At 71.8% G+C, this 25,076-nt stretch carries 19 protein-coding genes; 9 read left to right on the top strand and 10 right to left on the bottom strand.

Annotation, left to right across the window (positions count from 1 at the left end; all coding sequences use genetic code 11):
• Positions 1–9 precede the first annotated feature (9 nt).
• The 7 genes from HD593_RS61655 to HD593_RS23860 are packed head-to-tail and all read left to right on the top strand — an operon-like array spanning position 10 to position 12,508.
• On the top strand, positions 10–951 hold the full coding sequence (locus HD593_RS61655; RefSeq protein WP_221524920.1) for a carbohydrate ABC transporter permease: 942 nt from the start codon (positions 10–12) through the stop codon (positions 949–951).
• Positions 944–1,750 carry a carbohydrate ABC transporter permease gene (locus tag HD593_RS23885; protein WP_185104342.1) on the top strand — a complete coding sequence of 269 codons (807 nt, stop codon included), beginning with the start codon at positions 944–946 and terminating at the stop codon, positions 1,748–1,750. Before HD593_RS61655 ends, HD593_RS23885 begins: the two co-directional genes overlap by 8 nt.
• A 12-nt stretch (positions 1,751–1,762) precedes the next feature.
• On the top strand, positions 1,763–3,028 hold the full coding sequence (locus tag HD593_RS23880) for an ABC transporter substrate-binding protein (RefSeq protein ID WP_185104341.1): 1,266 nt from the start codon (positions 1,763–1,765) through the stop codon (positions 3,026–3,028).
• Between the two features lie 37 nt (positions 3,029–3,065).
• Complete coding sequence (locus HD593_RS23875) at positions 3,066–4,151, top strand: glycoside hydrolase family 15 protein (protein ID WP_221524919.1); 1,086 nt, start codon at positions 3,066–3,068, stop codon at positions 4,149–4,151.
• A complete protein-coding gene (locus tag HD593_RS23870) occupies positions 4,148–6,391 on the top strand; it encodes a glycoside hydrolase family 31 protein (RefSeq protein WP_185104340.1) in 2,244 nt (747 codons plus the stop codon). Before HD593_RS23875 ends, HD593_RS23870 begins: the two co-directional genes overlap by 4 nt.
• Before the next feature lie 16 nt (positions 6,392–6,407).
• Positions 6,408–9,680 carry a TIM-barrel domain-containing protein gene (locus HD593_RS23865; RefSeq protein WP_185104339.1) on the top strand — a complete coding sequence of 1,091 codons (3,273 nt, stop codon included), beginning with the start codon at positions 6,408–6,410 and terminating at the stop codon, positions 9,678–9,680.
• Positions 9,677–12,508, top strand: coding sequence for a TIM-barrel domain-containing protein (locus tag HD593_RS23860; protein WP_185104338.1), 2,832 nt, complete (start codon positions 9,677–9,679; stop codon positions 12,506–12,508). The genes HD593_RS23865 and HD593_RS23860 overlap by 4 nt, the downstream gene beginning before the upstream one ends.
• Positions 12,509–12,655: 147 nt before the next feature.
• Here the strand turns inward: HD593_RS23860 and lgt are convergent, their stop codons facing one another.
• Complete coding sequence (gene lgt, locus HD593_RS23855; RefSeq protein ID WP_185104337.1) at positions 12,656–13,495, bottom strand: prolipoprotein diacylglyceryl transferase; 840 nt, start codon at positions 13,493–13,495, stop codon at positions 12,656–12,658.
• Positions 13,496–13,586: 91 nt separating this feature from the next.
• Positions 13,587–14,690, bottom strand: coding sequence for an enolase C-terminal domain-like protein (locus HD593_RS23850; protein ID WP_312903653.1), 1,104 nt, complete (start codon positions 14,688–14,690; stop codon positions 13,587–13,589).
• A gap of 150 nt (positions 14,691–14,840) precedes the next feature.
• Here HD593_RS23850 and HD593_RS23845 point away from each other — a divergent pair, with 150 nt between their 5' ends.
• Positions 14,841–16,790, top strand: a complete 1,950-nt coding sequence (locus tag HD593_RS23845; RefSeq protein WP_185104336.1) for a hypothetical protein — start codon at positions 14,841–14,843, stop codon at positions 16,788–16,790.
• 11 nt (positions 16,791–16,801) lie between these two features.
• Here HD593_RS23845 and HD593_RS23840 read toward each other — a convergent pair whose 3' ends face one another.
• Positions 16,802–17,275 carry a hypothetical protein gene (locus HD593_RS23840; RefSeq protein WP_185104335.1) on the bottom strand — a complete coding sequence of 158 codons (474 nt, stop codon included), beginning with the start codon at positions 17,273–17,275 and terminating at the stop codon, positions 16,802–16,804.
• A 62-nt stretch (positions 17,276–17,337) separates the two neighbouring features.
• Between HD593_RS23840 and HD593_RS23835 the strand changes: the two genes are divergently transcribed.
• Entirely contained in the window at positions 17,338–17,664 is a 327-nt protein-coding gene (locus tag HD593_RS23835) for a hypothetical protein (protein WP_185104334.1), read from the top strand.
• On the opposite strand, the gene HD593_RS23830 is transcribed toward HD593_RS23835, so the two are convergent.
• The 7 genes from HD593_RS23830 to HD593_RS23795 form a co-directional block, all read right to left on the bottom strand.
• Entirely contained in the window at positions 17,661–18,323 is a 663-nt protein-coding gene (locus HD593_RS23830) for a response regulator transcription factor (protein WP_185104333.1), read from the bottom strand. The genes HD593_RS23835 and HD593_RS23830 overlap by 4 nt on opposite strands.
• Positions 18,320–20,029, bottom strand: a complete 1,710-nt coding sequence (locus HD593_RS65565) for a histidine kinase (RefSeq protein WP_221524918.1) — start codon at positions 20,027–20,029, stop codon at positions 18,320–18,322. The genes HD593_RS23830 and HD593_RS65565 overlap by 4 nt, the downstream gene beginning before the upstream one ends.
• Before the next feature lie 83 nt (positions 20,030–20,112).
• The gene (locus HD593_RS23815; RefSeq protein ID WP_246546699.1) at positions 20,113–21,849 is read right to left on the bottom strand and encodes an FAD-binding oxidoreductase; all 1,737 of its coding nucleotides are present in this window, start codon (positions 21,847–21,849) and stop codon (positions 20,113–20,115) included.
• A gap of 251 nt (positions 21,850–22,100) precedes the next feature.
• Positions 22,101–22,997 carry an iron-containing redox enzyme family protein gene (locus HD593_RS23810; protein ID WP_185104332.1) on the bottom strand — a complete coding sequence of 299 codons (897 nt, stop codon included), beginning with the start codon at positions 22,995–22,997 and terminating at the stop codon, positions 22,101–22,103.
• 337 nt (positions 22,998–23,334) lie between these two features.
• A complete protein-coding gene (locus HD593_RS23805; RefSeq protein ID WP_185104331.1) occupies positions 23,335–23,694 on the bottom strand; it encodes a hypothetical protein in 360 nt (119 codons plus the stop codon).
• Between the two features lie 34 nt (positions 23,695–23,728).
• A complete protein-coding gene (locus HD593_RS23800) occupies positions 23,729–24,514 on the bottom strand; it encodes a cytochrome c oxidase assembly protein (protein WP_185104330.1) in 786 nt (261 codons plus the stop codon).
• Positions 24,511–25,026: a DUF2243 domain-containing protein gene (locus tag HD593_RS23795; protein WP_185104329.1), complete on the bottom strand. Its 516-nt coding sequence runs from the start codon at positions 25,024–25,026 to the stop codon at positions 24,511–24,513. The genes HD593_RS23800 and HD593_RS23795 overlap by 4 nt, the downstream gene beginning before the upstream one ends.
• Positions 25,027–25,076: the final 50 nt, after the last annotated feature.

The following is a 25,076-nucleotide window of genomic DNA, read 5'->3' as shown; positions in this document are numbered from 1 at the left end:
AGGCGGCTCGTGAGCGTCCGGCAGGCCATCCCTCAGGCGCCGCCGAAGGCGCCGGTCACGCACGCGCGCCCGCGGCGGCGCGGCGGCTGGCGCTACGCCGGCACGGTCGCGCTGTTCCTGCTGCCGAGCCTGGTGCCGCTGACCCTCTACACGCTGATCCCGATGGTCGGCTCGTTCTGGACCAGCCTGCACGAGTGGGATCTCATCACCGAGATGCGCTGGGTGGGCCTCGGCAACTACATCGAGCTCGTCGGCGACCCCGACACCCGGGCCGCGTTCCTGCACACGCTCTACTTCATCGCCGGCTACCTGCCGCTGGTCTACCTCGGCGGCCTGGGCCTGGCGGTGCTGCTCAACCGGGCGATGCCGGCGCGCGGGTTGCTGCGCGGCGTGTACTTCCTGCCCGTGATCACGAGCTGGGTCGTGGTCGCGCTGATGTGGAAGTGGCTGCTCAACCCGGCCAGCGGCATCGTCAACTGGGCGCTCGGCCTGGTGGGCGTGAGCGGGCCCGGCTGGTGGACCGACCCCGACTGGGCGATGCCGTCGATCATCCTCGCCTCGGCCTGGAAGGACCTGGGCTTCGTGATGATCATCCTGCTGGCCGGGCTGCAGGCGATCCCCCGGGAGTACCAGGAGGCCGCGATGGTGGACGGCGCGACGGCCTGGCGCAGGTTCCGGCACATCACGCTGCCGCTGCTGTCGCCCTCGACGTTCTTCGTGGTGGTGATCTCGCTGATCAACGGTTTCCAGGTGTTCGACCAGGTCCAGATCATGACGGGCGGCGGGCCGGGCGGCGCGACGCAGGTGGTGGTCTCGCAGATCTACGACCTGACCTTCCGCTACGGCCGGGCCGGCGCCGCCTCGGCGCTGTCGTGGCTGCTGTTCGCGCTGGTGCTGCTGGTGACGATCGTGCAGATCCGCGGCCAGAAGAGGTGGGTGACCTATGGGTAAGGTCCTGAGGTACCTGCTGGTGGGGATCGGCGCGCTCGTCATGCTGTTCCCGTTCGCCTGGGCGGTGATCACCTCGATCACGCCGAGCGACGCCGTGCTGTCCGTCCCGCCCGACTTCACCCCCGAGGGGGCGAGCCTCGACGCGTACGGGCGGCTGCTGGAGACGCTGCCGTTCTGGCGGATCGTGCTCAACAGCGCCTGGATCGGCGCCGCCTCCACCACGTTGCAGCTCGTCACCAGCGCGATGGCGGCCTACGCGTTCGCCCGGCTGCCCTTCCCCGGGCGGGGCGCGCTGTTCGCGGTCTACCTCGCGACGCTGATGATGCCGCTGCCGGTGCTGGTCGTGCCGCTGTTCATCGAGATGCGCGCGTTCAACCTGGTCGACACGTACTTCGCGCTGCTGGCGCCGACGATCGCCTCGGCGTTCGGGGTGTTCCTGCTGCGGCAGGCCATCAACCAGGTGCCGCGGGAGTTCGACGAGGCGGCCGTGCTCGACGGCGCCGGACATTTCCGCATCTTCCTGTACGTGGTGCTGCCGCTGATCCGCCCGGCCCTGGCCACGTTCGCCATCTTCGGCTTCATGGCGAGCTGGAACAGCTACCTCTGGCCGCTGATCATCATCAAGTCGCCGGAGTTCATGACCCTGCCGCTGGGCCTGGCGACCCTGCACGGCCAGTTCACCACGCAGTGGGACGTGGTGATGGCGGGCTCGGTCGTCAGCGTCGTCCCGATCCTCATCCTCTACGTCTTCGCGCAGAAGCACGTCATCGCCAGCGTCGCGCAGAGCGGGCTCAAGTAAAGGAATCCCCCCATGTCACGACACATCAAGATCACCGCCGCCGTCGCGGCGGCCGCGTTGCTCGCCACCGCCTGCTCGCAGGGATCGGCCACCAGGGGCACCACCGCCGAGGCCGGCGGCAAGGTGACGCTGCGGTACTTCACCTTCTCCGCCGCGCCCGACCACGTGAAGGACCTCGACACGATCGAGAAGGCGTTCGAGAAGGAGAACCCGAACGTGGACGTGGTCGTCGAGACCGCGCCCTTCGACCAGTACTTCACCAAGCTCCAGACCAGCATCGCCGGCGGCACGGCGCCCGACACGTTCGAGCTGAACTACGAGAACTTCGTCACCTACGCCAGCGCCGGCTCCCTGCTCGACCTCGCCACGGTCGCCGGCGACAACGACACCTCGGTGTACGCGCAGGAGTCGCTCAACGCCTTCAAGCGGGACGGCAAGCAGTACGCGCTGCCCGCCTCCTTCTCCACGGTCGTGCTCTTCTACAACAAGGACCTGTTCGACAAGGCCGGCGTGCCCGTGCCGACGGCGGACTGGACGTGGGCGGACGAGCAGGCGGCCGCCGAGAAGCTGACCGACAAGAAGAAGGGCGTGTACGGCGACTTCCAGCCGGTGCAGTTCTTCGAGTTCTACAAGACGCTCAAGCAGGCGGGCGGCGAGTTCCTGTCGGCCGACGGCAAGAAGTCCGCGTTCAACAGCCCGCAGGGCGTCAAGGCCGCCACCTGGCTGGTGTCCAAGGTGGGCAAGACGATGCCGACCGAGGCCGAGGTCGGCGGCACCGCCGACTACGACACGAACCTCTTCAAGTCCGGCAAGCTCGCCATGTGGCACAACGGCATCTGGCAGTTCGCCGGGCTGAAGGACGTGCCTTTCGAGTGGGACGTCGTCGTCGAGCCCGGTGACGCGGCCAAGGCGAGCGCGGTCTTCCACAACGCGGTGGCGGCCTCCTCCACCACCAAGCACGGCAAGGAGGCGTGGGCCTGGGCCCGGTTCCTGTCGGCGTCCGGCACCGCGGCCACCACCCGCATCCGGTCGTCGTGGGAGCTGCCGCCGGTCTCCGACCAGCAGGTGCTGTCCGGCTACCTCAAGGATCCGAAGCCGGCCAACCGGCAGGCGGTGTTCGACTCGCTCCAGGCCATCGCGCTGCCTCCGGTGATCAAGCGCCAGCAGGAGATGCAGGACGCGGTGACCAAGGAGCTCAGCGAGGCCGCGGCCGGGCGCAAGAGCGTCGAAGAAGCGCTCAAGGCGGCCGCCACCGAGGTCGACGCGCTGCTCGGCTAGCCGTTCCCCCTTCTACGCATTTACAGGAGAGATTTCGTTGTCCCTCGTCGCGCACAGCCTCGACGTGATCAAGAGTTTGCAGGCGCCCACAGGGGCCTACCCGGCCTCGCCCACCTTCTCCGCCTACCGCGGCTACTCCTGGCTGCGCGACGGCGCGTTCATCGCCGAGGGGGTGAGCAGGCACGGCGACGTGGCCGGGGCGGACGCCTTCCACGCCTGGTGCGCCCGGGTGGTGGGTGACCGCGCGGGCCAGGTGGACGCGCTGGTGTCCCGCGCCGAGCGCGGCGAGGTGGTCTCGGCGGCCGAGATGTTGCCGACCCGCTTCACGCTGGACGGCGTGGACGGCGACGACGACTGGTGGGACTTCCAGCTCGACGGGTACGGCACGTGGCTGTGGGCGCTGCGCGAGCACGTCGTACGGCATGGCGGGGCCGTGGCCGGGGTCGAGAAGGGTGTCAGGACGGCGGCCCGCTACCTGACGGCGTTCTGGCAGGTGCCCTGCTACGACTGGTGGGAGGAGCACGTCGAGCACCGCCACGTGGCGACGCTCGGCTCCATCCACGCCGGCCTGCGGGCCGCCATCGCGCTCGGCGTGCTGAGCGCGACGGAGTCGGCGGCGGCGGCCGAGGCCGTCGAGGGCATCGCCGGGCTCGTCGAACGCGAGGGCCTTGCCCAAGAGGGGCACCTGCGTAAGTGGCTCGGGAGTGACGCCGTGGACGGCAGCCTGCTGGCCTGTGTGGAGCCGTTCGGGCTGTACCCGGCCGGGCATCCGGTCGGCGAGGCGACGGTCGCGGAGGTCGAGCGGCAGCTCGCCCGCGACGGCGGCGTGTACCGCTACCTCGACGACACCTTCTACGGCGGCGGGCGTTGGGTGCTGCTGGCCGGGTTCCTCGGCTGGAACCACGCCCGCGCCGGGCGGCGGGACGAGGCCGTGCGTTACCTGGAGTGGATGGCGGCGCAGGCGACCCCCGAGGGTGACCTGCCCGAGCAGGTGCCGGGCCTGCTGCTGGCCCCCGACCGGCGGCAGGAGTGGCTGGACCGGTGGGGCCCGGTGGCCACGCCGCTGCTGTGGTCGCACGGCATGTACCTGATCCTCGCCGACGAGCTGGGGGTGACGGCGTGATCCGGCACCGGCCCCACGGTTCGGGGCACCCGTACGCGGAGACCGAGGACCAGCGCGTCCCCGCCCGGCCGCTGGACGGCGAGAGCGTGGAGCTGCGGGTACGCGCGTCGGCGCGGGTCGTCTCCGTCGCGTGCGACTGGTCGGTGGACGGCGCCGCGCCTGCCGAACTGACCCTCACCAGGCGGGACGCCCACCCACCAGCCGACGCGGCCGAAGCAGGCGGCGAGGGCGGGGCCGTGGACGGCGGGCATCTGGCCGCCGCCCAGGCGCGGGCCGCTCGCGCCGCCGCCGGCTCCTGGGCCGTGCGCACCCCGCCCCTGCGGACCGGCAGCCGCTACACCTACCGCTTCCGGTCGGCGACGGCCGACGGCGCGACCCGTACCACCAGGTGGTTCGAGGTGACGGCGGCGAGCTGGTCGGACGCGGGCGGCAAGCTGGAGGTCACGGGCGCCGACCGGATCGTGCCGGGCAGCGTGCGCTGGCTCGCCGACGGCGACGGCCCGCTGCGGGTGCGGTTCGAGCTGGCGCTGGGGCCGCAGGAGCACGTGGTGGGCTTCGGCGAGCGGTTCGACGCCGTGGACCAGCGGGGCCGCGCCCTCGACGCGGTGGTGTTCGAGCAGTACAAGGCGCAGGGCCGGCACGGTCGCACGTACCTGCCGATGCCGTACGCGATGGTGGTCGGCGGCCCGGCGAACTGGGGCTGGCACGTGCGGACCTCGCGCCGCACCTGGTACGACGTCGGCGCGTCGCAGGACGGCCGGATCGTGGTCGAGGCCGAGACCGGCCCGGACGGCGAGCTGGGCGTGCGCTTCTACGACGGCGAGCGCCCGGCGGACGTGCTGGGCGCCTTCCTCGGCGACGTGGGCCGCCCGGCCGAGCTGCCGGAGTGGGTGTTCCGGCTGTGGGCCAGCGGCAACGAGTGGAACACCCAGGAACGGGTGCTGGCCGAGATGGACCGGCACCGCGAGCACGGCATCCCGGTGGGCGCGCTGGTCATCGAGGCGTGGAGCGACGAGACGACGTTCACGGCGTTCCGCGGCGCCGAGTACGAGCCGTCGGAGGAGCCGCACCGGCTGGCCGACTACACCTTCCCCGCGGACGGGCCGTGGCCGGACCCGAAGGGCCTGGTGGACGAGCTGCACCGCAGGGACGTCAAGGTGCTGCTCTGGCAGATCCCGCTGCAGAAGATGCGCCCGCACCCCCGCCACCAGGCCGCCGTGGACGCCCGCCAGCTCGTCGAGCGCGGCTACGGCGTGCGCGAGTCCGACGGCCGGCCCTACCGCAACCGGGGCTGGTGGTTCCCGCTGGCGCTCATGCCCGACCTGTCCTCCCAGGAGGTCCGCGACTGGTGGACGGCCAAGCGCCGCTACCTGGTCGAGGAGGTCGGCGTGGACGGGTTCAAGACCGACGGCGGCGAGCACGCCTGGGGCCACGACCTGCGGTACGCCGACGGGCGCGACGGCGCGGCGGGCAACGGGCTGTTCCCGGTGCACTACGCCCGCGCGTTCGGCGACCTGCTGCGTGCCTGCGGGAAGGCGCCGGTGACGTTCAGCCGGGCCGGGTTCGCGGGCTCGCAGCCGCACGGCGCCTTCTGGGCGGGTGACGAGGACTCGACCTGGGAGGCGTTCCGCTCCTCCATCAGGGCCGGGATCACGGCCTCGGCCTGCGGGATCGTCTACTGGGGGTGGGACCTGGCCGGCTTCTCGGGGCCGGTGCCGGACGCGGAGCTGTACCTGCGGGCGGCGGGCGCCTCGGCGTTCATGCCGATCATGCAGTACCACTCCGAGTTCAACCACCACCGCACGCCCGTCAGGGACCGCACGCCCTGGAACGTGGCCGGCCAGACCGGGGACGAGCGGGTGATCGCGGTGTTCCGGCGGCTGGCCGAGCTGCGGGAGCGGCTGGTGCCGTACCTGGCCGAGCAGGCGCGGGCGGCGACGGCCGGCGGGGCGCCGCTGATGCGCGGCCTGTTCTTCGACCATCCGGACGACCCGGAGGTGTGGCGGCACCCGCTGCAGTACCAGCTCGGTGACGCGCTGCTGGTCGCGCCCGTGACCGAGCCCGGTATCACCGAGACGTCGGTCTACCTCCCTGAGAGGGAGGGTGGCTGGGTCGACGCCTGGACCGGGCGCGAGCTGGCCGGCGGGCGGACGGTGAGCCTGCCGGCGCCCCTCGACCGCCCGCCCGTGTTGTGCGCGGCGGAGCACTGGACCCGTCTCTCCCCCGTGTTCACCGTTTGAGAGGAGCATCCGCCCCATGAGCTGGTTACGGTCGGTCGGCACCGTCACGGCGCTCGTCCTGCTCGCGTCCCTGGTCACCGCCCCCGCCTACGCCCTTGACGGCGTTCACCACAACCCGGCCGGAATCGACGACCTCTACTCCAGCGAGCCCACCGAACGGGTCCCGCGCGACCCGATGGCCGGGGAGCCGGTCCAGATCAAGGCGACGACCTGGCCGGTCGAGCCCGGCCAGACCGTCTGGGTCACCTGGACGAAGAACGGGGTGAACCAGACCCCGGTGGGCGCCGCCTGGGACCACAACAGCGGCAACAACAGTTACTGGAAGATCGACCTCGGCTCCTTCTCCCGGGGCGACAAGATCTCCTACACGGTCAACGCGGACGTGAACGGGGGCGGGCAGAAGAGCACGGGCCCGTTCGCGTTCACGGTCACGTCGTGGAGCACGGTGACGGACGTGACCGGGTTCGTGAACAACGGCACGTCGGTGGACGTCACGACCGGTGACAGCGCGGGGAGCTTCACGCCGAAGATCCGCTTCGCCTTCCCCGCGCTCGACCGGTTCCGCACGCAGATCGCCCCCAGCGGCTCGGGGCTGTCCATCTCCGGCGTCTCCGGCTACACGGTGACGAACTCCGCCAGCACGCTGACGATCTCGACCAGCTCGCTCGTCCTGAAGATCCAGAAATCGCCGTACCGGCTGTCGGTCTACAAGGGCGACGGCACGACGCTGATCACCCGCCAGTACGACCCCGCCGTGTTCCGCAACCTCGGCTGGGCCAGCGACGGCGTCACCACGATCACGAAGATCGAGGACCACTTCCTGTCGCCGCCGGGCGAGCGCTTCGAGGGCTTCGGCGAGCGGTACGACCGGCTCGACCAGCGCGGCACCGACGTGCACAACTACGTCTACAACCAGTACCGGGACCAGGGCGCCACCCGGCGCACGTACCTGAGCGTGCCGTTCTTCCTGAACTCGGCCGGGTACGGCGTGCACGTCTCCGGCACCCGCTACGCGATCTTCAACCTGGGCACGCACCTGAGCGACCTGGCCGGCTTCACCGTCGACACCGGCGGCGGGCTGAACTCGACGCTCGACTACCACTTCTTCGCCGGCACCCCGGCCGACATCGTGGACGACTACACGGCCGTCACCGGCCGGCCCCAGCTCCCGCCGAAGTGGGCGTTCGGGGTGTGGATGTCGGCCAACGAGTGGAACACCCAGGCCGAGGTGACCGCCGAGCTGGCGAACGTGGAGGCGTACCAGATCCCGCACACCGCGATGGTGCTGGAGCAGTGGAGCGACGAGGCCACGTTCTACGTCTGGCACGGCGCCACGTACACGGCCAAGCCCGGCAGCGGCAAGCTGGCCTACGGTGACCTGACGTTCCCGGCGGGCAGCGCGTGGCAGGACCCGAAGGCCATGGTCGCCGACGCGCACGGCAAGGGGATCAGGATGATCCTCTGGCAGATCCCGGTCTTCAAGGAGAACTTCGACACCAACCCGCCCGCGGCGCCGCAGCAGCACCTCAACGACAAGGCGTACGCGCAGGCGCAGGGATACGTCGCCAGGAACGCGACCAACGGCCCGTACCGCATCCCGACGGGCCAGTGGTTCGGCGACAGCATGATCCCCGACTTCACCAGCGCGGCCGCGACGAACTGGTGGATGAGCAAGCGCGACTACCTCCTCGACGAGGTCGGCGTGGACGGCTTCAAGACCGACGGCAGCGAGGCCGTCTTCGGCAGGGGCGTGCAGTTCGCCGACGGCCGCAAGGGCGACGAGATGCACAACGCCTACCCGGGCAGCTACACCGGCGCCTACAACGCCTACGTCAAGGGCAGGCGGCCCGACGGGACGATCTTCAGCAGGGCGGGCACGACCGGCGCCCAGACCACGTCGATCTTCTGGGCGGGCGACCAGAACTCCAGCTTCTCCGCCTTCCAGGAGGCGGTGCGGGCCCAGCTCAGCGCGGGGCAGTCCGGGGTGCCGTACACGGCGTGGGACCTGGCGGGCTTCACCGGCGACTTCCCGAGCGCCGAGCTCTACCTGCGCTCGACGGCGCAGGCCACGTTCTCGCCGATCATGCAGTACCACTCGGAGAAGGCCAGTCCCGGCGTCTCGGAGGCCCGCACGCCGTGGAACGTGCAGGCCCGCACCGGGAACACGAGCGTGGTGCCCATCTTCCGTACGTTCGCCAACGTGCGGATGAACCTCATCCCGTACCTCTACACCGAGGCCAGGGCCGCCTCCACGACCGGGGTGCCGATGATGCGCGCCATGAGCTTCGCCTTCCCCGGCGACGCCGCGGCGGCCGGGCACGACCAGCAGTACCTGTTCGGCTCGCAGCTCCTCGTGGCGCCGATCACCACGCAGGGCGCCACCAGCAAGAACGTCTACCTGCCCGCGGGCGAGTGGTACGACCTGTGGAACGGCGGCCGCTTCACCGGGCCCGGCACCAAGACGTACCAGGCGGGTCTGGACAGCATCCCCGTCTACGCCAGGCCGGGCGCGATCATCCCGCTCAACCTCAACGCCGACTACCAGCTCGGCGGCGAGATCGGCAACAGCGTCGACACGTACCAGAACCTGACCTTCCGCATCTACCCCTCGGGCACGACGTCGTACGCCTACTTCGAGGACGCGGTGAACGCCACCCGCACGATCACCTCGGCCGAGAACTGGGCCGCGCACTCGGTGGCCGTCACGGTGCCCGCGCTCACCACGACCGGCACGCTGCAGGTCGCGAGCACGAAGCCGGCGTCGGTGACCGGCGCGACCGCGCGGGCGAGCCTCGCCGCGCTCAAGTCCGCCTCCGAGGGCTGGTGGTGGGACCCGGTGCGGCAGCTCACCCACGTCAAGCTGGCGAGCGCCGCGTCGAACCGCACCGTCACGCTCAACGGCGTGGACAAGGCGGCCTACGAGTCCGAGTTCGCCACCGGGACCGGCACCTCCACCAACACCGACCACGCCGGCTACACCGGCACCGGCTTCACCGACGGGTTCGCCACCGCGGGGGACGCGGTGACGTTCGCCGTCAAGGCGGACGCGGCGGGCAGCCACCAGCTGAGGTTCCGCTACTCCACCACGGTGGCCGCCACCCGGACCGTCTACGTGGACGGCGTCGCCGCGGGCACGCTCTCGCTGCCCGCCCTCGCCGACTGGGACACCTGGGGCACGGCCACGCTGACCACCTCGCTCACCGCGGGCGCCCACACCGTCAAGATCGCGTACGACGCCTCGAACACCGGTGGGATCAACCTCGACAACCTGGTGGTGGCCCGGCCATGACTACCCGCGCGATCGTCATCCTGACGGCACTGTTCCTGCCCCTGCTGGTCGCGCCGCCCGCGCAGGCGGCCGTCCAGCGGGTGCAGTTCACCAGCGGCTCCACCTACCTGATCGTGGAGTTCCTGGACGACGACCTGGTGCACTTCGAGCTGGCGAACGGCACCTCGCCGGGGACCGGCTCGCCGATCTTCACCACCCCGCAGGTGGCCAAGACCGACTACTCGGGCCCTTCGAGCTTCAACCACTCGGGGAACACGCTCACCACGGCGGCCATGAAGGTCGAGGTGACGGCCGGCACGCTGTGCGTGAAGGTGTCCGACCCGGCGAGGCTGCTGTACGAGGCATGCCCGCGCAACCTGGCCCAGGCGTGGAAGGGCCTGTCGATCGGCAAGGGCTCGATGCAGCACGCGTACGGGCTCGGCGAGCAGTTCTTCACGGGCGGCAGCGCGAACGGCGACTGGGTGGGCCGCACCCGCTCCCCGGGCGGCCCGTACGGCAACGCCATGGTGTACGACGGCGACAACGGCCCGGTGGGCAACGCCCAGATCCCGGTGCTGTTCGCGGTCGGCGCCGCCAACCTGAACTACGGCCTGCTCCTCGACCAGGTCTACAAGCAGGAGTGGAACCTGACCGGCGACCCGTGGACGGTCGACACCTGGGGCGACCAGCTCAGGTGGTACACGATGACCGGGCCGGACCTGCCCGACCTGCGCAAGGACTACATGGAGCTGACGGGCCGGCCGCCGGTGCCGCCGAAGAAGGCGTTCGGGATGTGGGTGTCGGAGTTCGGCTACGACAACTGGGCCGAGATCGACAACCGGCTCTCCGGGCTGCGCGCGGCGAAGTTCCCCGTGGACGGCTTCGTGCTGGACCTGCCATGGTTCGGCGGCGTGACGGCGGGCTCCGACAACACCAGAATGGGTACCCTCACCTGGGACACCACCGCCTTCCCCAGCCCGTCGGCCGCCATCGCCGGCTACCAGGCGAACCAGGGCATCGGTCTGATGACGATCGAGGAGTCCTACGTCGGCAAGAACCTGCCGGAGCACGCCGACCTGGCCTCCCGCGGGTATCTCGTCCGGGCCGGCTGCGCGGCCTGCGCGCCCGCGTACCTGACCACCAACGACTGGTGGGGCCGCGGCGGCATGATCGACTGGACCCAGGACGCCGCGGGCGACCACTGGCACGCCGTCAAGCGGCAGCCGCTGATCGACGCCGGGGTGCAGGGCCACTGGCTGGACCTGGGCGAGCCGGAGATGTACGACGCCGGCGACTGGACCTCCGGCGTGCTGCCGGGCAAGCACGCCCACGCCGACTACCACAACCTCTACAACCTCAAGTGGGCCGAGAGCATCGCCCGCGGCTACGCCTCCGGGACCAGGCGCCCGTTCATGCTGGCCCGATCCGGAGCGGCGGGCATGCAGCGGCACGGCGTGGCCATGTGGTCGGCCGACATCGGCTCCAAGCTGACCGCGCTCGCCCAGCAGCAGAACGCGCAGCTGCACATGTCGATGTCGGGCATCGACTACTACGGCTCCGACATCGGCGGCTTCCGCAGGGAGATGCTCGACTCCGACCTGAACGAGCTCTACACGCAGTGGTTCGCCAACGGCGCGTGGTTCGAGGTGCCGGTGCGCCCGCACACCGAGAACCTGTGCAACTGCGCGCAGACCTCACCCGACAAGATCGGCCATACGGCCAGCAACCTCGCCAACCTCCGGCAGCGCTACGAGCTGACGCCCTACTACTACTCCCTCGCCCACCGGGCCCACCAGTTCGGCGAGCCCGTCGTGCCGCCTCCCGCGTACTACCACCAGAACGACCCGAACCTGCGCGAGGCCGGCCACGAGAAGCTCATCGGCCGCGACCTGCTGGTCGCGGTGGTGGCGGGCGCGGGCGAGCGTGAACGCGACGTCTACCTCCCCGCCGGCACCTGGTACGACTACGCCACGGGCGAGAAGCTGACCAGCACCGGCCAGTGGTTCACCGACCGGCCGCTGTGGGTCAACGGCGTCTTCCGCCTGCCGGCCTTCGCCCGGGCGGGCGCGATCCTGCCCAAGATGCACGTGGACGACCAGACCATGAACGTCACGGGCAAGCGCACCGACGCCACCACCAGGAACGAGCTGATCGCCCGCGTCCATCCCGACGCCGCCGCCACGAGCTTCACGCTCTACGAGGACGACGGGGCCACGACGGGGTACCGGACCGGCGCCGTCCGTACGACGCAGATCAGCCAGCAGCTCACCGGCGGCACGGCGACCGTGACGGTGGCCGCCGCCGGCGGCACCTACCCCGGCGCTCCGGCGAGCAGGCAGAACGTCATCGAGCTCGTCACCGACACCCAGGCCTCGGCCGTCACGCTGAACGGCAGCCCGCTCCCCCAGCACGCCACCAAGGCCGCCTTCGACGCGGCCGCCAGCGGCTGGTACAACGCGGGCGGCAACCTCGTCGTCGCCAAGTCGGCGGCCACGACCGTCACGACGGCCAAGACGTTCGCGTTCACGCTCGGCCAGGCGCCGGTGTCGGCCACGTTCACCTGCCACAACGGCACCACCACGCCCGGCCAGTCGGTCTACGCGGTGGGCAGCGCGCCGCAGCTCGGGGCGTGGTCGGTGGCGTCCGCGGTCAAGCTGTCGCCGACCGCCTACCCGACCTGGACGGGCACGATCGGCAAGCTCCCGCCCGGCACCGCGGTCGAGTGGAAGTGCGTCAAGCGGCAGGAGGCGAACTTCCCCGACACCGCCGACCAGTGGCAGCCCGGCGCCAACACCGTGCTCACCACTCCGGCGAGCGGCAGCGCCGGCACCACGACCGGCACGTTCTGACACTCCACATAAAACGGACAAATGCATATAAACGGGACGGGGTGGGTAGGAGTACAGATCCAGGGGATCGATTGCCCACCCCGCGAGGGCGCCTCTGCCGCGAGCAGCGGCCGGGGGCGTTCTCGTGCGCGGAGCCACCGGACTCCGCTAACGGGCGGCGGGCACCACGACCTCTTCCGTGTCCTTGGCGCGCGTCACCCAGAGGTAGACCAGCGCGCCGGCGAACAGCAGGATCGACGTCCACTGGTTGATCCGCAAGCCCAGGAGCAGCACCGCGTGGTCCACCCCGCCGACCGGGTCGATCCGCAGCCCCTCGATCCAGAACCGCCCGAACGTGTAGCCGGCGACGTAGAGGGCGAACAGCCGGCCGTGGTGCAGCGCGTACCGCCGCCCGGCCAGGATCAGGGCGAAGCCGAGGGCCGCGTCCCACAGCGACTCGTACAGGAACGTGGGGTGGTAGAGCACGCCCGGCTCGCCACCGTGCGCCTGGTCGATCTCCAGGCCCCACGGCAGGGTGGTGGGGCTGCCGTACAGCTCCTGGTTGAACCAGTTGCCCCAGCGGGCGATCGCCTGCCCGAACGCGATGCCGGGCGCGACCGTGTCGGCCACCGCGCCCAGGGGCACGCCCCGGCGGCGGCAGGCCAGCCACACTCCCACGCCTCCCAGGGCGACCGCGCCCCAGATGCTCAGCCCGCCCTCCCAGATGAACAGCGCCTGGTAGGGCTCCTTGATCGCGCGCGGGCCGAAGTAGGTCTGCCAGTCGGTGATGACGTGGTAGAGGCGGGCGCCGATCAGGCCGAAGATCACCGCGGGGAACGCGATGTCGCCGATCAGGCCCTTCTCGCCGCCGCGGGCGCGCCAGCGGCGCTCGCTCAGCCAGATGCCGAACGCGATCGCGACGATGAAGCACAAGGCGTAGGCGCGGATCGGGATGAATCCGAGGTCCCAGGCCCCTTGGGCGGGGCTTGGAATCGAGGCGAGGCCCATGGTGGAGAGCCTAGCCAGGGCAGGCGGGCGGACGGCTAACGATTGAGGCTCCGTTCGGGCAACAGGTTCATGACGTGACCCGCGGCTGAGCTCAGGCCACGCGGTAGCGTTCGGCCGCCGCCTCCCTCAGCGTCAGACCGTGGCCGGGCGTGTCCGTGCCGGGCCGGGCCTCTCCCCCGCCGGGATCGGCGGCGCCGTCGAACAGCTCCGCCTCGATGCGCTGGTGGTCGTGGAACCATTCGATGTGCCGCAGGTTGATCGTCGCCGCCGCGGCCGGGAGGTGCAGGTTCGGGGCGCAGTGCGCGGACACCTCCAGGTGGTGACCGGCCGCGACGGCGGTGGCGGCGAACCAGCCGCTGTAGCCGCCGCAGCGCGTGGCGTCGATCTGGAGGCAGTCCACCGCCCCCGCCGCGCACATGCGGGTGAAGTAGCCCAGGTCGCAGCCGTACTCACCGGCGGTGACGTCGGCGGCGCACCGCTCCCGCACCAGGCGCAGCCCGGCCAGGTCGTCGGAGGAGACGGGCTCCTCGAACCACGTCACGTCCTGCTCGCCCATCCGCTCGGCGACGCGGACGGCCTGCTTGGCGGTGTAGCCGCCGTTGGCGTCCACGTACAGCTCTGCGTCCTCGCCGATCGTACGGCGGGCCAGCGCCACCCGGTGCAGGTCGCGGTCCGGCCTGCTGCCGGACGACTCACCGATCTTGATCTTGACACGGCCGATGCCCTGCTCGTGCACCCAGCGCGCGAGCTGCGCCCTGGTCGTGGCGTCGTCGTACGTGGTGAAGCCGCCCGAGCCGTACAACGGGACCCGGTCGCGGGCCATCCCCCACAGCCGGGCCAGCGGCACCCCGATCAGGCGGGCCTTGAGATCCCACAGGGCCACGTCCACGGCGGAGACGGCGTAGCCGGCGATCCCGGGCCGGCCCGCGTTGCGCACCTGGCGCGCCAGGGCGGCGTGGAGCGCGGGGACGCCGTCGGCGCCGGCGCCGGTCAGCACGCCGGCGAGCGTGCCGGAGACGAACGCGGCCGCGGCGGCCGGGGCGTAGGTCCAGCCCGTCCCGGTGACGCCCGCCGCCCTCACGGTGACCACCACCATCGTGGTCGCGTCCCAGGCGAGCGTGCCGTCCCCCTCCGGGCTCTCCGTGGGAACGCGGTAGGCGGCCGCCGTGACCTGGTCGATCGTGCAATCTCTCACTGGCTGCTGCTACCCCGTGGACGACGCCCGAAAATCATCAGGCGGCGGGCGTACCTGTGGGAAAGTTGGGGCTTCGTACCAGGCCAGCGGCCTCGGGGCCGAGGGAGGTAGCGGCGCGTGGCTCATCCGTATGGTCCCTGGAAACCCGACGTGTCGGGTATCGACCCCGCCCGCATGGACGGCTTCGCCGCCGCCATGGAACGGGCCGGCGCCGACGTCGCCGAGCAGACCCAGGCGATCAGGGCCGAGCTGACGCGCCTGGGGGTCGGCACGCTGACGCTGACGCCGTTCGTGGAGATCGAACGCTGGGTGCGCGGGCAGGTGCCGAAGCTGCGGGCCCGCAACGCCGCCATCCGCCGGCGGGTCCCCGGCTGGACGCCGGGCATCGTGACGTACGACGAGGCCGCGATGCCGTACGCCACCCCGGAGGAGTCCCGCCGCGAAGGCGCCGCCATGGCCGTCCTCTACCGGCAGCACCTCCAGGCAGCCCAGCACGGCATGAGCAGCCCGCTCCCGAACGACGCCGTGCGACGCTTCAGCGAGCTGCTGGCGCGCGTGCTGGCGCACCGGGACGACCCCGACTTCGCCGCCGCCTTCTTCGGCCGCCTCGGCACGACCGCCACCATCGCGCTCCCCAAGGACCTCCTCGACCTGTTCGGCCCCGCTGCCACCGGCCTCCCCGCGGGGCTGCGGGCGAAGCAGCTCCTCGGCCACTTCAGCCGCCTGTTCGCCGCCGCCACCACCGCCTCTCCCCCGGACTCCCGCTTCCCCAGGGTCATGAGCGACCTCGAACGGGGCGGGGAGGGCATCGACTCGGAGTCGCTGTCCTGGCTCGTCAGCGAGGGCACATTCCCGACCCAGTGGCTCACCGCCGTGGCCCGGCGCCACCTGACGGACTCCGGGCGGGTGGACGTCACCGGACGCTTCCTCAGCGCCCTGTCGCACGATCCGACGGCGGCTCGGGCCGTGGTGACGGATCTGGACGGGTTGAGCGCGTGGGTGGCGGGGGATCCGGAGGCCAGCGATGCGTTCGGGCGGGTGCTGGCGGCGGCTTCGGGGGTGTATGACGAGGAGGATGGGGGGCATGGGGAGGGGGCTGCTGAGTTCGCGTTCCAGGTGATCACGCGGGGGCCTGGGCTGGTGGGGAACGATGCGGTGCGGAAGTACTTTGCGGAGATCGCCGGGGCTTATGCCACGGAGTTCGCCGCAAGCGCAGCCTTTCTGGACCCCGACTCTCAACTGCCGAGCCGGTTCGGTGGGTTCGACGACAAACTTGTCGGAACGACTCCGAGGTTCCGCCTGTCTCTTACGGACAGCTATCGGTTCATGAAGACGTTCACAGACACCAACGCTCACATGGAGCCGTTCAACAAGGGCATGGCGGCGCTCACCCAGCGACTCTTCGAGGCGGGCGTGCGAGCGGATCGGCACCTGCTGGCCTTCCCTCCTCTGCACGGGCGGCAGCAGCAGACTTCGGTCGAGCAGGTGTTCGCGCGGCTGGGCACGGTCGCGGGCATCCAGTTCGCCGCGATGAAGGCCGTCCGCGGTGCCGCGGACCTCAGGGACAAGGAGGGGGTCGAACGCTTCGGCCAAGTGCTGGACAAAGGCATGGACGCGGGGATGCTGTTCCTCCCCGCCGCAGGGGGGTTGCCAGCGGCGGCAGGATGGATGTTTCTCAGCTGGGGGCTCAAGGACGGCGTCGCAGCCGCGATGGAGCCCGATTCCCGGATGCCGGACGTCAACAAACAGGAGTTCGAGCAGGCGCGCGCAGCCCTCTACGAGATCGCTGCCGGGCTCATCGCGCAGGGCTACACCTCGGAGGATCCCCCCGTGGAATTTCAGCCTCCTAGCGACCCGCTCATCGCTGACGAGGCTGGGCGGCTGCGACCCTACTCGGAGATCAACGAGAATCCGCAGGCGATGAAGGCATTCCTGACCTGGCTGAGGGAGAACGGCAGTGTCGATGACCAAGCCGACCGTCGCGCGCTGGGAATGGTGACCGCCACGGCGTCCACAAGGTTCTCTGGAGATCGGGAGAACGTGGTGAACTACCTGGCCACGATCGATCCCGACCTGAAGGAGGTTCTGATCGGAGAATGATCGTGTCCGAACTATCCACGCGGAATGCAGTCCGTTTCACCCGAAGCCACGGCCTCGTGGTCGCTGGGCGTCTCCACAGTGATGCTGGTGCGAGACGAGACGAGTCTGAGCGTTGTCTTGGGCCGACCCGGCTTGTAGGGGTCATGAACCTCGTAGCCCCACATCGTGCCGAGCCTTCCGGCCATCTCTGCGATCAGATTGTCATCGAATCTGTTGAATGTGGATCTCACACCATAGGTACGCTTCACCCCATCCACCCCACAAGCCACATCCCTCCCCCCAGGATCAGTAACCACAAGCTCCTCCGCCCCCACCGACTCCATCAACTCCGTGATGTGCTCCTGAAGCGTCCGCCCCGCCTGCTCCACCGTCGGCCCCCGATCGCCCGTCGAGCACCCGCCCACAACAGCGACCACCCCCAAAGCAGCCACCCAACGCCACACCCCCACCATAGAGATCGTCTCCGTCCCGAACGCCCGCCCCACCGCCCCCATCCTCCATCACCAACCCCCCGCCGTACCCGTAACGCCAGGATGGGTTGCCCCCGATGACCGAGCTCCCGGTGGACAATCCCCGCTATACAGCCCTACAGCAGGCACTGGCCAGGGTCGAGCAGCACATCGCCAGGCTCCGGGCGGCGCTGGACGAGCCGTTCGAGCTCTTCTGCGGCGACGCCGTGTGGATCGGGCCTGTCGCGAGGAGGTTCGGCGAGGATCTGGGGCATCACAGGCAGCGGCTCAAGCAGCAGGCCGAGACGGTGGTCGCGGAGCTGGAGGCGGAGATCAGGCGGACGCCGCCGAAGGTGTCCCCGGCTGTGGCGCGGGAGGAGGCCGCGCGGCTGTACGGCGGGCCGCGCATGTTCACCGGCTTCTAGGAGGGGTGCCCCGGCGTTCGCGGGACGAGCAGCCCCCGGTTGAACGCCTCGGTGACGGCGGCGGCGCGGTCGTTCACGCCGAGTTTGGCGTAGATGCTCAGCAGGTGCGACTTGACGGTGGCCTCGGTGAGGAACAGCCTGGCGGCCGCCTCCCGGTTCGTGGCGCCGGACGCCACCAGGTGGAGCACCTCGACCTCGCGCGGGCTGAGCGGGCCAGGGGCGGGCCGGCGTACCCGGTTCATCAGCAGGGCGGCCACCGACGGGGCGAGCACCGCCTCGCCCCTGGCAGCCGCGCGGACGGCGCGCAGGAGTTCGTCGCGGGGGGCGTCCTTGAGGAGGTAGCCCGTGGCGCCGGCCTCGATGGCGGGAAGCACGTGTGTGTCGGTGTCGTACGTGGTCAGCACCAGGACGCGGGCTCCGTTCGCCCGTTCGGCGAGCGTCCTGGTCGCGCTCACGCCGTCCATGCCGGGCATCCGCAGGTCCATGAGGATCACGTCAGGGCGCAGGGTCTCGGCCAGCCGGACGGCCTCGGCTCCGTCGGCTGCCTCGCCTAGCACCTCGAACTCGGGGTCGCGGGCGAACATGCTGCTCAGCCCGTCCCTGACCACTGGATGATCGTCCACGATCAGCAGCCCTATCGGGGTGGCGGGGCCGCTCACGCGCACACCTCCGCCCGAGAGAGGGGGACGCGGGCCGAGATGCCCGTGCCGTTGCCCGGCTCCGACTCGATCTGCAGCGTGCCGGACAGGCTCTCGATCCGCTCCCGCATCGCGATCAGGCCGAACCCGCCGCCACGTTCGGCGAACCCGCCATACTCGGCGAACGGGCAGTGTTCAGCGTGTGGGCCGTGTTCGCCGTGCAGACCGTGTTCGGCGTGCGGACCGTAGTTGGCGTGCGGACCGTGTTCGGCGTGCGGGGCGGCGGCGTGGGTGGAGATCCGGGCCGGGTCAAGGCCGCCGTGATCGGCGTGCGGGGCGGCGGCGTGGGTGGCGACCCGGGCCGGGTCAAGGCTGCTGCGATCGGTGAGTGGGGCGGCGGCGCCGAGCTGGGAGGGGTCGAAGCCGCCGCCGTCGTCGCGGATGTCCAGGGCAGCCTCGTGGTCGAGGTACGACAGCGTCACGCCCACCCTGCTCGCCCGGGCGTGCTTGGCCACGTTCGCCAGGGCCTCCTGGGCGATCCTGAGCAGGGCGGCCTCCGCTTCTGGCCGGATCGGGCGTGCCGTGCCGGTGGTCGTGACCTGGACGGGGATCTCGTGCAGCGCCGACCAGCGCTCGGCGACGCCCTCCAGGGCCTCGCTCAGCCGCGCCGATCGCAGCGGCTCGGGGCGCAGCGCGTGCACCGAGCGCCGCGCCTCCGCCAGGCTCTCCCTGGCCAGCTTGGCCGCGGCGGCGACATGGCGACGCCAGCCCTCCGGGTCGGCGGCGACGTGCCCGCGCCGACCTGCCGGCTCGCCGGCAGCGCGGCCGCGCCGGCCCTCCGGATCACCATCGACATGGCCGCGCCGGCCCTCCGATTCGTCCGTGGCATGGCCGCGCCGGCCCTCCGGATCGCTACCGACGTCGCCGTGGCCGCCCTCCGGATCGTCGCCGACGTCGCCGTGGCGGCCCTCTGGAGCGCCATCCGCGTGGCCGCGGCGGCTCGGCGCGGTGTCGGCGGCGTGTTCGGCTGCGCGTAACTGGCTGATGATGCCGGTGAGCCCCTGGGCCAGGGTGTCGTGGATCTCGCGTGCCATCCGCTGCCGCTCCTCCTGCACCCCGGCGTCGCGGGCCTGTGCCAGCAGTTGTTCGTGCAGGGCGGCGTTCTCGGCGAGTGAGGCCGCCAGCCGGCGGTTCGCCTCGCGGGCGGCGCGGAGGGCCTGCTCGCGTTCCTCGTTCCGCCGGGCGGCGCGGCGGGCGAACCAGGCGAAGGCGCACATGGGGATGGCGTTCGCGGCCACGACGGCGGCGTAGGTGAGCAGGCCGATGGCCGTGCTCTTGTCCACGCTGTACGCCTGCGCCGTCCCCGCCACCACGGCCACCGCGGCGACGCCGGCCGGCTGCCACGGCCAGCGCAGGAGCCGGAAGGCGTAGACGTACGCGGCGGGGGTGAAGAATCCGAACCACGGAGCCCGGACCACCAGCGCGGCCATGAGCAGGAGCAGCACCGCGAGGAAGCCGGCCATCACGGCCGCGCGCCCGCGCCAGGCGGGCCGGAGTGTGAAGACGCCCAGCATCCAGGCCGCCATCAGCGCGCACAACACCAGCTCGAGCGCCGGGGACACGCCCTCCGAGCGATAGATCACCACGGTGACGGCGGCCAGGAGCGCCAGCAACGCGTACGGCCCGACCGCCAGCACCACGGGCCACCGTGCCGCGGGATCGTTCACACCGCCTCCTCTTTCCCGGGTTCCCGCCAATCTAGCCGCCACGCCCCGGCACGCCCGGTCAGCCGGCCCATCAGCCCGACCCGTCAGCCGGGCTCGGGGAGTTCGATGGACAGGGCGTGGCGGAAGACGTTGCGCGGGTCCCAGCGGGCCTTCACCTGTTGCAGGCGGGGGTAGTTGTCCTTGTAGTAGAGCGTGTGCGCGGGCACGCCCGAGGTGTTCCACGCCGGGTCGGCCAGGTCGGCGTCGGGGTAGTTGATGTAGGAGCCGTCGTCGACGTCGCCGGGGACGGGCACGCCGCCGGTGCCGGCGTACACGTCACGGTAGAGGGCGCGTACCCAGGCGAGGTTGGCCGCGTCGTCCGCCTCGTCGGCCCAGACGGTCTGGTAGACCGCTTTCATGATCACGTCGCGCTGGGCGATCGCGGTGGCGCCCGGCTCCACGGCGCGAACCTGGCCGCCGTAGCCGACGAGCAACATGCCCGAACCCTGCCCGCCGGTGGCGTTCGTCAGGTGGCGGTAGACGGCGGCGAGCTGGGTCTCGGTGAACGAGCGGCGCAGGTAGCCGGCCTTGATCTTGTACCGGCGGACGAGCACGTCGCCGGGTTCGCCGCTGCCCGGCCAGGTCATCCGGTGCAGCCACGGCATCGTCCGCCGGAGGTCGAGCGCGGGCGTGAGGTCCACGCCGGCGGTCACCGCGGCGATGAAGTCGTTCACCATGCCGCCCGCGCCGGGGAGGTCCGCGTCGATCTGCGCGACCAGCATGACGGTCCCGCCCGCGCGGTGCGACGGCTGGAGGATCCCGTACAGGCCGGCGTACGGGGAGCCGGGCGCGCTGTTGCGTTCGTGCCAGGTGCCGAAGTTGCGCAACAGCCCGGTGAGGGCCTGCTCGGTCATGTGCTCCCAGGGCCAGATGACCACGTGCTGCAGCATGTGCCGCGGCGCCGGCGGCAGCAGCCGGGACGGGTCCGTGCCGGTGGCGCCGGGCGAGCGCAGCCAGTACCGGGTGACCACGCCGAAGTTGCCGCCGCCACCGCCGGTGTGGGCCCACCAGAGGTCGCGGTTCGGGTCGTCGGGCTCGCGGGTGGCGACCACGGCGCGGGCGGTGCCGTCGCGGTCGGCCACCACGACCTCCACGCCGTACAGGTGGTCCACCACGGAGCCGTACCGGCGGGACAGCGGCCCGTACCCGCCGCCCGCAAAGTGCCCGCCGGCGCCCACCTCCGGACAGCCGCCTCCCGGGATCGTCACGCCCCAGCCCGTCATCAGGGTCCGGTACACCTCGCCGAGGGTGGCTCCGGGCTGCACGGTGAACGCCCTGCGGCGGGCGTCGTAGCCGACCTCGTCCATCGGGGAGAGGTCGAGGAGCAGCCGTACGGCCGGGTCGGCGGTGAGGTTCTCGAAGCAGTGGCCGCCGCTGCGCACCGCAATCCGGCGGCCGGATCTGATCGCGTCCGACACGGCGCGCACCACCTGGCCGGTCGAGGCGACCACGCGGATCTCGTCCGGGGTGCCGGCGAAACGGAAGTTGTTGCCGCGCAGGAGGTTGTCGTAGCGGGGGTCTCCTGGACGTACGGTCACCGGGCCGAACGCCACCGTGCCCGCCGGATCCGCCGTGTCCGCCGACGCGGTGCCGGACAGTGACGCGGTGTCAGCCGCCGACGCGGTGCCGGCCGCCGACATGGTGCCGGTCGCCGACGCGCCGAGAACGGTGGCGCCCGCGGCGGTGAGCATCCCGCGGCGGCTCAGTGCGGGGCTTGTGGCGGTGGGCATGTCGCCGCGGCTCAGCGCGGGGCTCGTGGTGGGCTCGTTCGCTGCGGGCATGGGGCTCGCTCCCCCTTCGGATCGGAGGTCGCCAGCCTCGCAATCCGGCGCCGGACCGCACATCAGCCGATGTCGTGAATCGGTGGCTGAGCTCCCGGACCCACCGACCGGCTGATCCTCTCCACCGAACGGCTGAGCCCCGCCGCCGATCGGGCTGGTCTCTCTGCCGAACGATCAGCCCCCGCCCGCCGATCCGGCCGGCCCCTCTGCCGAACAACCGGCCCCCGCCGCCTGACGCCGGGGAGGTGTCGTCAGCCCGTGGCCGCCACCGTCTCGTCCTGCTGGTCGTCGTGCTCGCCCGGCTCCTGTGCCCCCAGGGAGCTCAGGCCTCGCCGCCAGCGGTCCATGACGTACTCGGCCCAGCGGCGTTCGAGGGCCAGGGCGCAGGCGGCGCCGTGCAGGAGGTCGCCGGTCAGGGAAGGTTCCTGGGCGGCCAGGCCGGTGCAGAGGTCGAGCGCGGTGTGGTGGCCCGGTGGCGACGAGGTCAGCTCCAGCGCCGCGAGGTGTCCCGCCAGCGCGCCGCGCAGCCGCCGGTGCAGCCCGAACAGCGACAGGACGTTCGAGACGGCCAGCGTGATGCCGGGCACGTCGGGCAGGTAGGCGCCGTAGGAGTCGTCCAGGCCGAGCCCTCTCATGGTGGCTCTGAACAGTTGTGCCCCGCCGCCGTGCCCGGTGGGCGGGGCCGCCTCGGGGTCGCCGGGCAGGTGCGGGTCCTTGAGGTGGTGGATCGAGCGGTGCACGACGAGCTCGCGGTACCGTCCCAGGTCGGCCTCGCGCTGGAGCTGGGCGGCCGGGGACGGGGCGCTCGCCTCGTCCTTGGCCACCAGCTCGGCCAGCGCGTGGCGTACGTGCTGCGGCGGAACGACCGGCGGGCGCGGGACGGCGAGCGCGAGCGCGGACTCCAGGGAACGCTCCAGCTCCCGGCGGGTGGCCAGCAGTGACGGCTGCCACTCCCAGAGGTCGTCCACGTCGTCGAAGCCACGTGAGTGCAGCTCGTAGCAGGCGAACAGGGCGAGCTGGAGGTCGCCGTCGTCGAGTGCCGCGGCCGGTGGCGGGGTGACCAGCGGCGGGTCCAGCTCGCCCGGCGGGCCGCCGAGACGGGCGAAGAGCCCTGCCGTGATCGGGCCACGGGCGGCGGGCAGACGCATCCGGAACCTCCTCCGCTCGATTTCCGGCTGTGCCGCGACGGGCGTGTGCGTCCAGCGCCGGCAGCTCACCTGCTGGTCGCGGTCACCTGCCCCGCCCCGGCCCGCTCAAACGGTCCACTCAAACGGTCCGCTGAACGGGCCCGATTCGCAGGCCCGGTCAAGGGAACGGCTGCCGGACGAGTTCCGCGTTCCGCGCCGCCTACGCGGAGCGGAACGACGGCCGCTGCGACGGCTCCCCGCCCGGGACGCATCGCCACTGTGGCCGCTGCCCCACTCGGGGCGCATCACCGCTCCGGCCGCTCCCCCGCTCAAGGCGAACGGCCACTGCGGCGGCTGCTCAGGGGCGGGCGAGGAGGGCGGCGGCGATCGCGTCCGCGTCGCGGAAGAACGCGCTGTCCTGGCCGGGCCTGCCGGTGCCGACCTCGGTGAACCAGCGGGTGTGGTTGCCGGCGCCGCGATCCCGGCCTCCAGCAGCGCCGCGAGCTGGTCGACGTGCGCCGCCGGCGCCCGCGCGCCTGGCGTCCGCTCGCAGCAGCCGGGCCAGGCCGGCGTGGTAGTCGCCGGGGGTGGTGAACCAGCGGTCGCCCCGGCGGGACGTAGCGCAGGCCGTGGTCGTCGGCGTGCCGCAGCCAGGCGAGCTGCCGCTCGTCGGGCTCAAGGCTGCCGTGGCCGCCGCGTCGAAGGCCCAGATCGTCACGGTCGCCGCCGTGGTGAGGGGTGGCGGGCCCGGGTCAGGCGCTGTGACCTGCTGTGGCCCTGGTCACCCGCCGCCGCGCCGCTGGGTGGGGGCGCCAGGTGGCGACCAGGGCGAGGGCCAGGAGCAGCTCGGCGAGGTCGCCGCCGTAGTACATGATCTCGGCGGCGCCGCGCCGCTGCTCCCCGGGCACGGGCAGGTCCACGGCGAGGCCGGCGTACATGAGCTGGGACAGCCCGCTGTGCGCGGCGATCGCCACCCCCAGCACCGCCAGCCGGGCCACCACGGAGGGGCGGCGCGGGGCCGGGTCGGGCCCGGCGATCACCCAGGCGAACAGGCAGCCCGACAGCAGGAAGTGCACGTGCACGACCTCATGCAGCCAGCCGTTCGCCGTGGCGTGCCGGTAGAGCGGCGTGCAGTACAGGACGATCATGCCGCCCGTGCTCAGCACCAGCGCGGTGACCGGGTTGGCGACGGCGTGCGCGGCACGGCCGCGCAGCAGCCGGGCCAGGCGGCGGGCGTGGACGGCGGGCAGGGAGCGCAGCAGCATCGTCATCGGCGCGCCGAGCACCAGGCCGAGCGGCGCCAGCATGCCGATGAGCAGGTGCTGCACCATGTGGCCGCGGAAGTCGGTCGCGGCCCAGGCGGCGATCGGCCCGGTCACGGCCGCCGCCACGAGCGCGAGCCCGCCGGCGAACATCGCCGGGCGCCACCCCTTCCAGGAGCCGGCGCGGACTGCCAGCGTCAGGTAGCCCGCCAGGGCCAGGGCGAGGAGCGGCAGGGCAGGCGGCACCGCGCCCAGGTGAGCGTGGTGGCCCGTCATGTCCGCTGGTCGCCCTGGCACAGGTCGAGCTCCCCGCCGCCCCGCTGCAGCGCCCGGCCGCCGAGCACCAGCAGCGCGCCGAGGAGCAGGAAGGCCAGGTCCCACCAGAGCTGGCCGGGGCCGGTGCGGACGTGGTGGATGCCCAGCAGGTGGTGATCGATGACGCCTTCGACGAGATTGAACAGGCCCCAGCCGACCAGCATCCAGCCCCAGAGGTTCCGTGACCGCCAGAGCCGGCCGCGGGAGGCGGTGACGCGGGAGTAGAGCAGGCCGAGCCCGATCAGCACCGCCAGCCAGGTGAAGGTGTGGAACAGACCGTCCCACACCGTGTTCATCCGCAGCCCGGGGACAGTGTCCACCGGGTAGTACCGGATGCCGGCGTTGTCGGTGTCGGTGCTGCTCAGCATGTGGTGCCACTGCAGGAGCTGGTGCAGCAGGATGCCGTCGACGAAGCCGCCGAGACCGACTCCGAGGATCGTTCCGGGCAGCGCGATGGCGTTGCGCGTGGCCATGAGGCTCCCTCTCGCGGGCTTCGTGTCCGGGCGATGGCCTACCCCGCCAG

The organism is Nonomuraea rubra (assembly GCF_014207985.1).
Lineage (GTDB): Bacteria > Actinomycetota > Actinomycetes > Streptosporangiales > Streptosporangiaceae > Nonomuraea > Nonomuraea rubra.
This window is presented reverse-complemented; position numbering and strand designations above follow the sequence as displayed.

Bases quoted from the DNA above. Each gene is read 5' to 3' on its own strand.
- HD593_RS23885 (WP_185104342.1), top strand. From the start codon at position 944: ATGGGTAAGGTCCTGAGGTACCTGCTGGTGGGGATCGGCGCGCTCGTC.
- HD593_RS23880 (WP_185104341.1), top strand. From the start codon at position 1,763: ATGTCACGACACATCAAGATCACCGCCGCCGTCGCGGCGGCCGCGTTG.
- HD593_RS23865 (WP_185104339.1), top strand. From the start codon at position 6,408: ATGAGCTGGTTACGGTCGGTCGGCACCGTCACGGCGCTCGTCCTGCTC.
- HD593_RS23860 (WP_185104338.1), top strand. From the start codon at position 9,677: ATGACTACCCGCGCGATCGTCATCCTGACGGCACTGTTCCTGCCCCTG.
- lgt (WP_185104337.1), bottom strand. From the start codon at position 13,495: ATGGGCCTCGCCTCGATTCCAAGCCCCGCCCAAGGGGCCTGGGACCTC.
- HD593_RS23835 (WP_185104334.1), top strand. From the start codon at position 17,338: ATGACCGAGCTCCCGGTGGACAATCCCCGCTATACAGCCCTACAGCAG.
- HD593_RS23815 (WP_246546699.1), bottom strand. From the start codon at position 21,849: ATGCCCGCAGCGAACGAGCCCACCACGAGCCCCGCGCTGAGCCGCGGC.
- HD593_RS23810 (WP_185104332.1), bottom strand. From the start codon at position 22,997: ATGCGTCTGCCCGCCGCCCGTGGCCCGATCACGGCAGGGCTCTTCGCC.
- HD593_RS23800 (WP_185104330.1), bottom strand. From the start codon at position 24,514: ATGACGGGCCACCACGCTCACCTGGGCGCGGTGCCGCCTGCCCTGCCG.
- HD593_RS23795 (WP_185104329.1), bottom strand. From the start codon at position 25,026: ATGGCCACGCGCAACGCCATCGCGCTGCCCGGAACGATCCTCGGAGTC.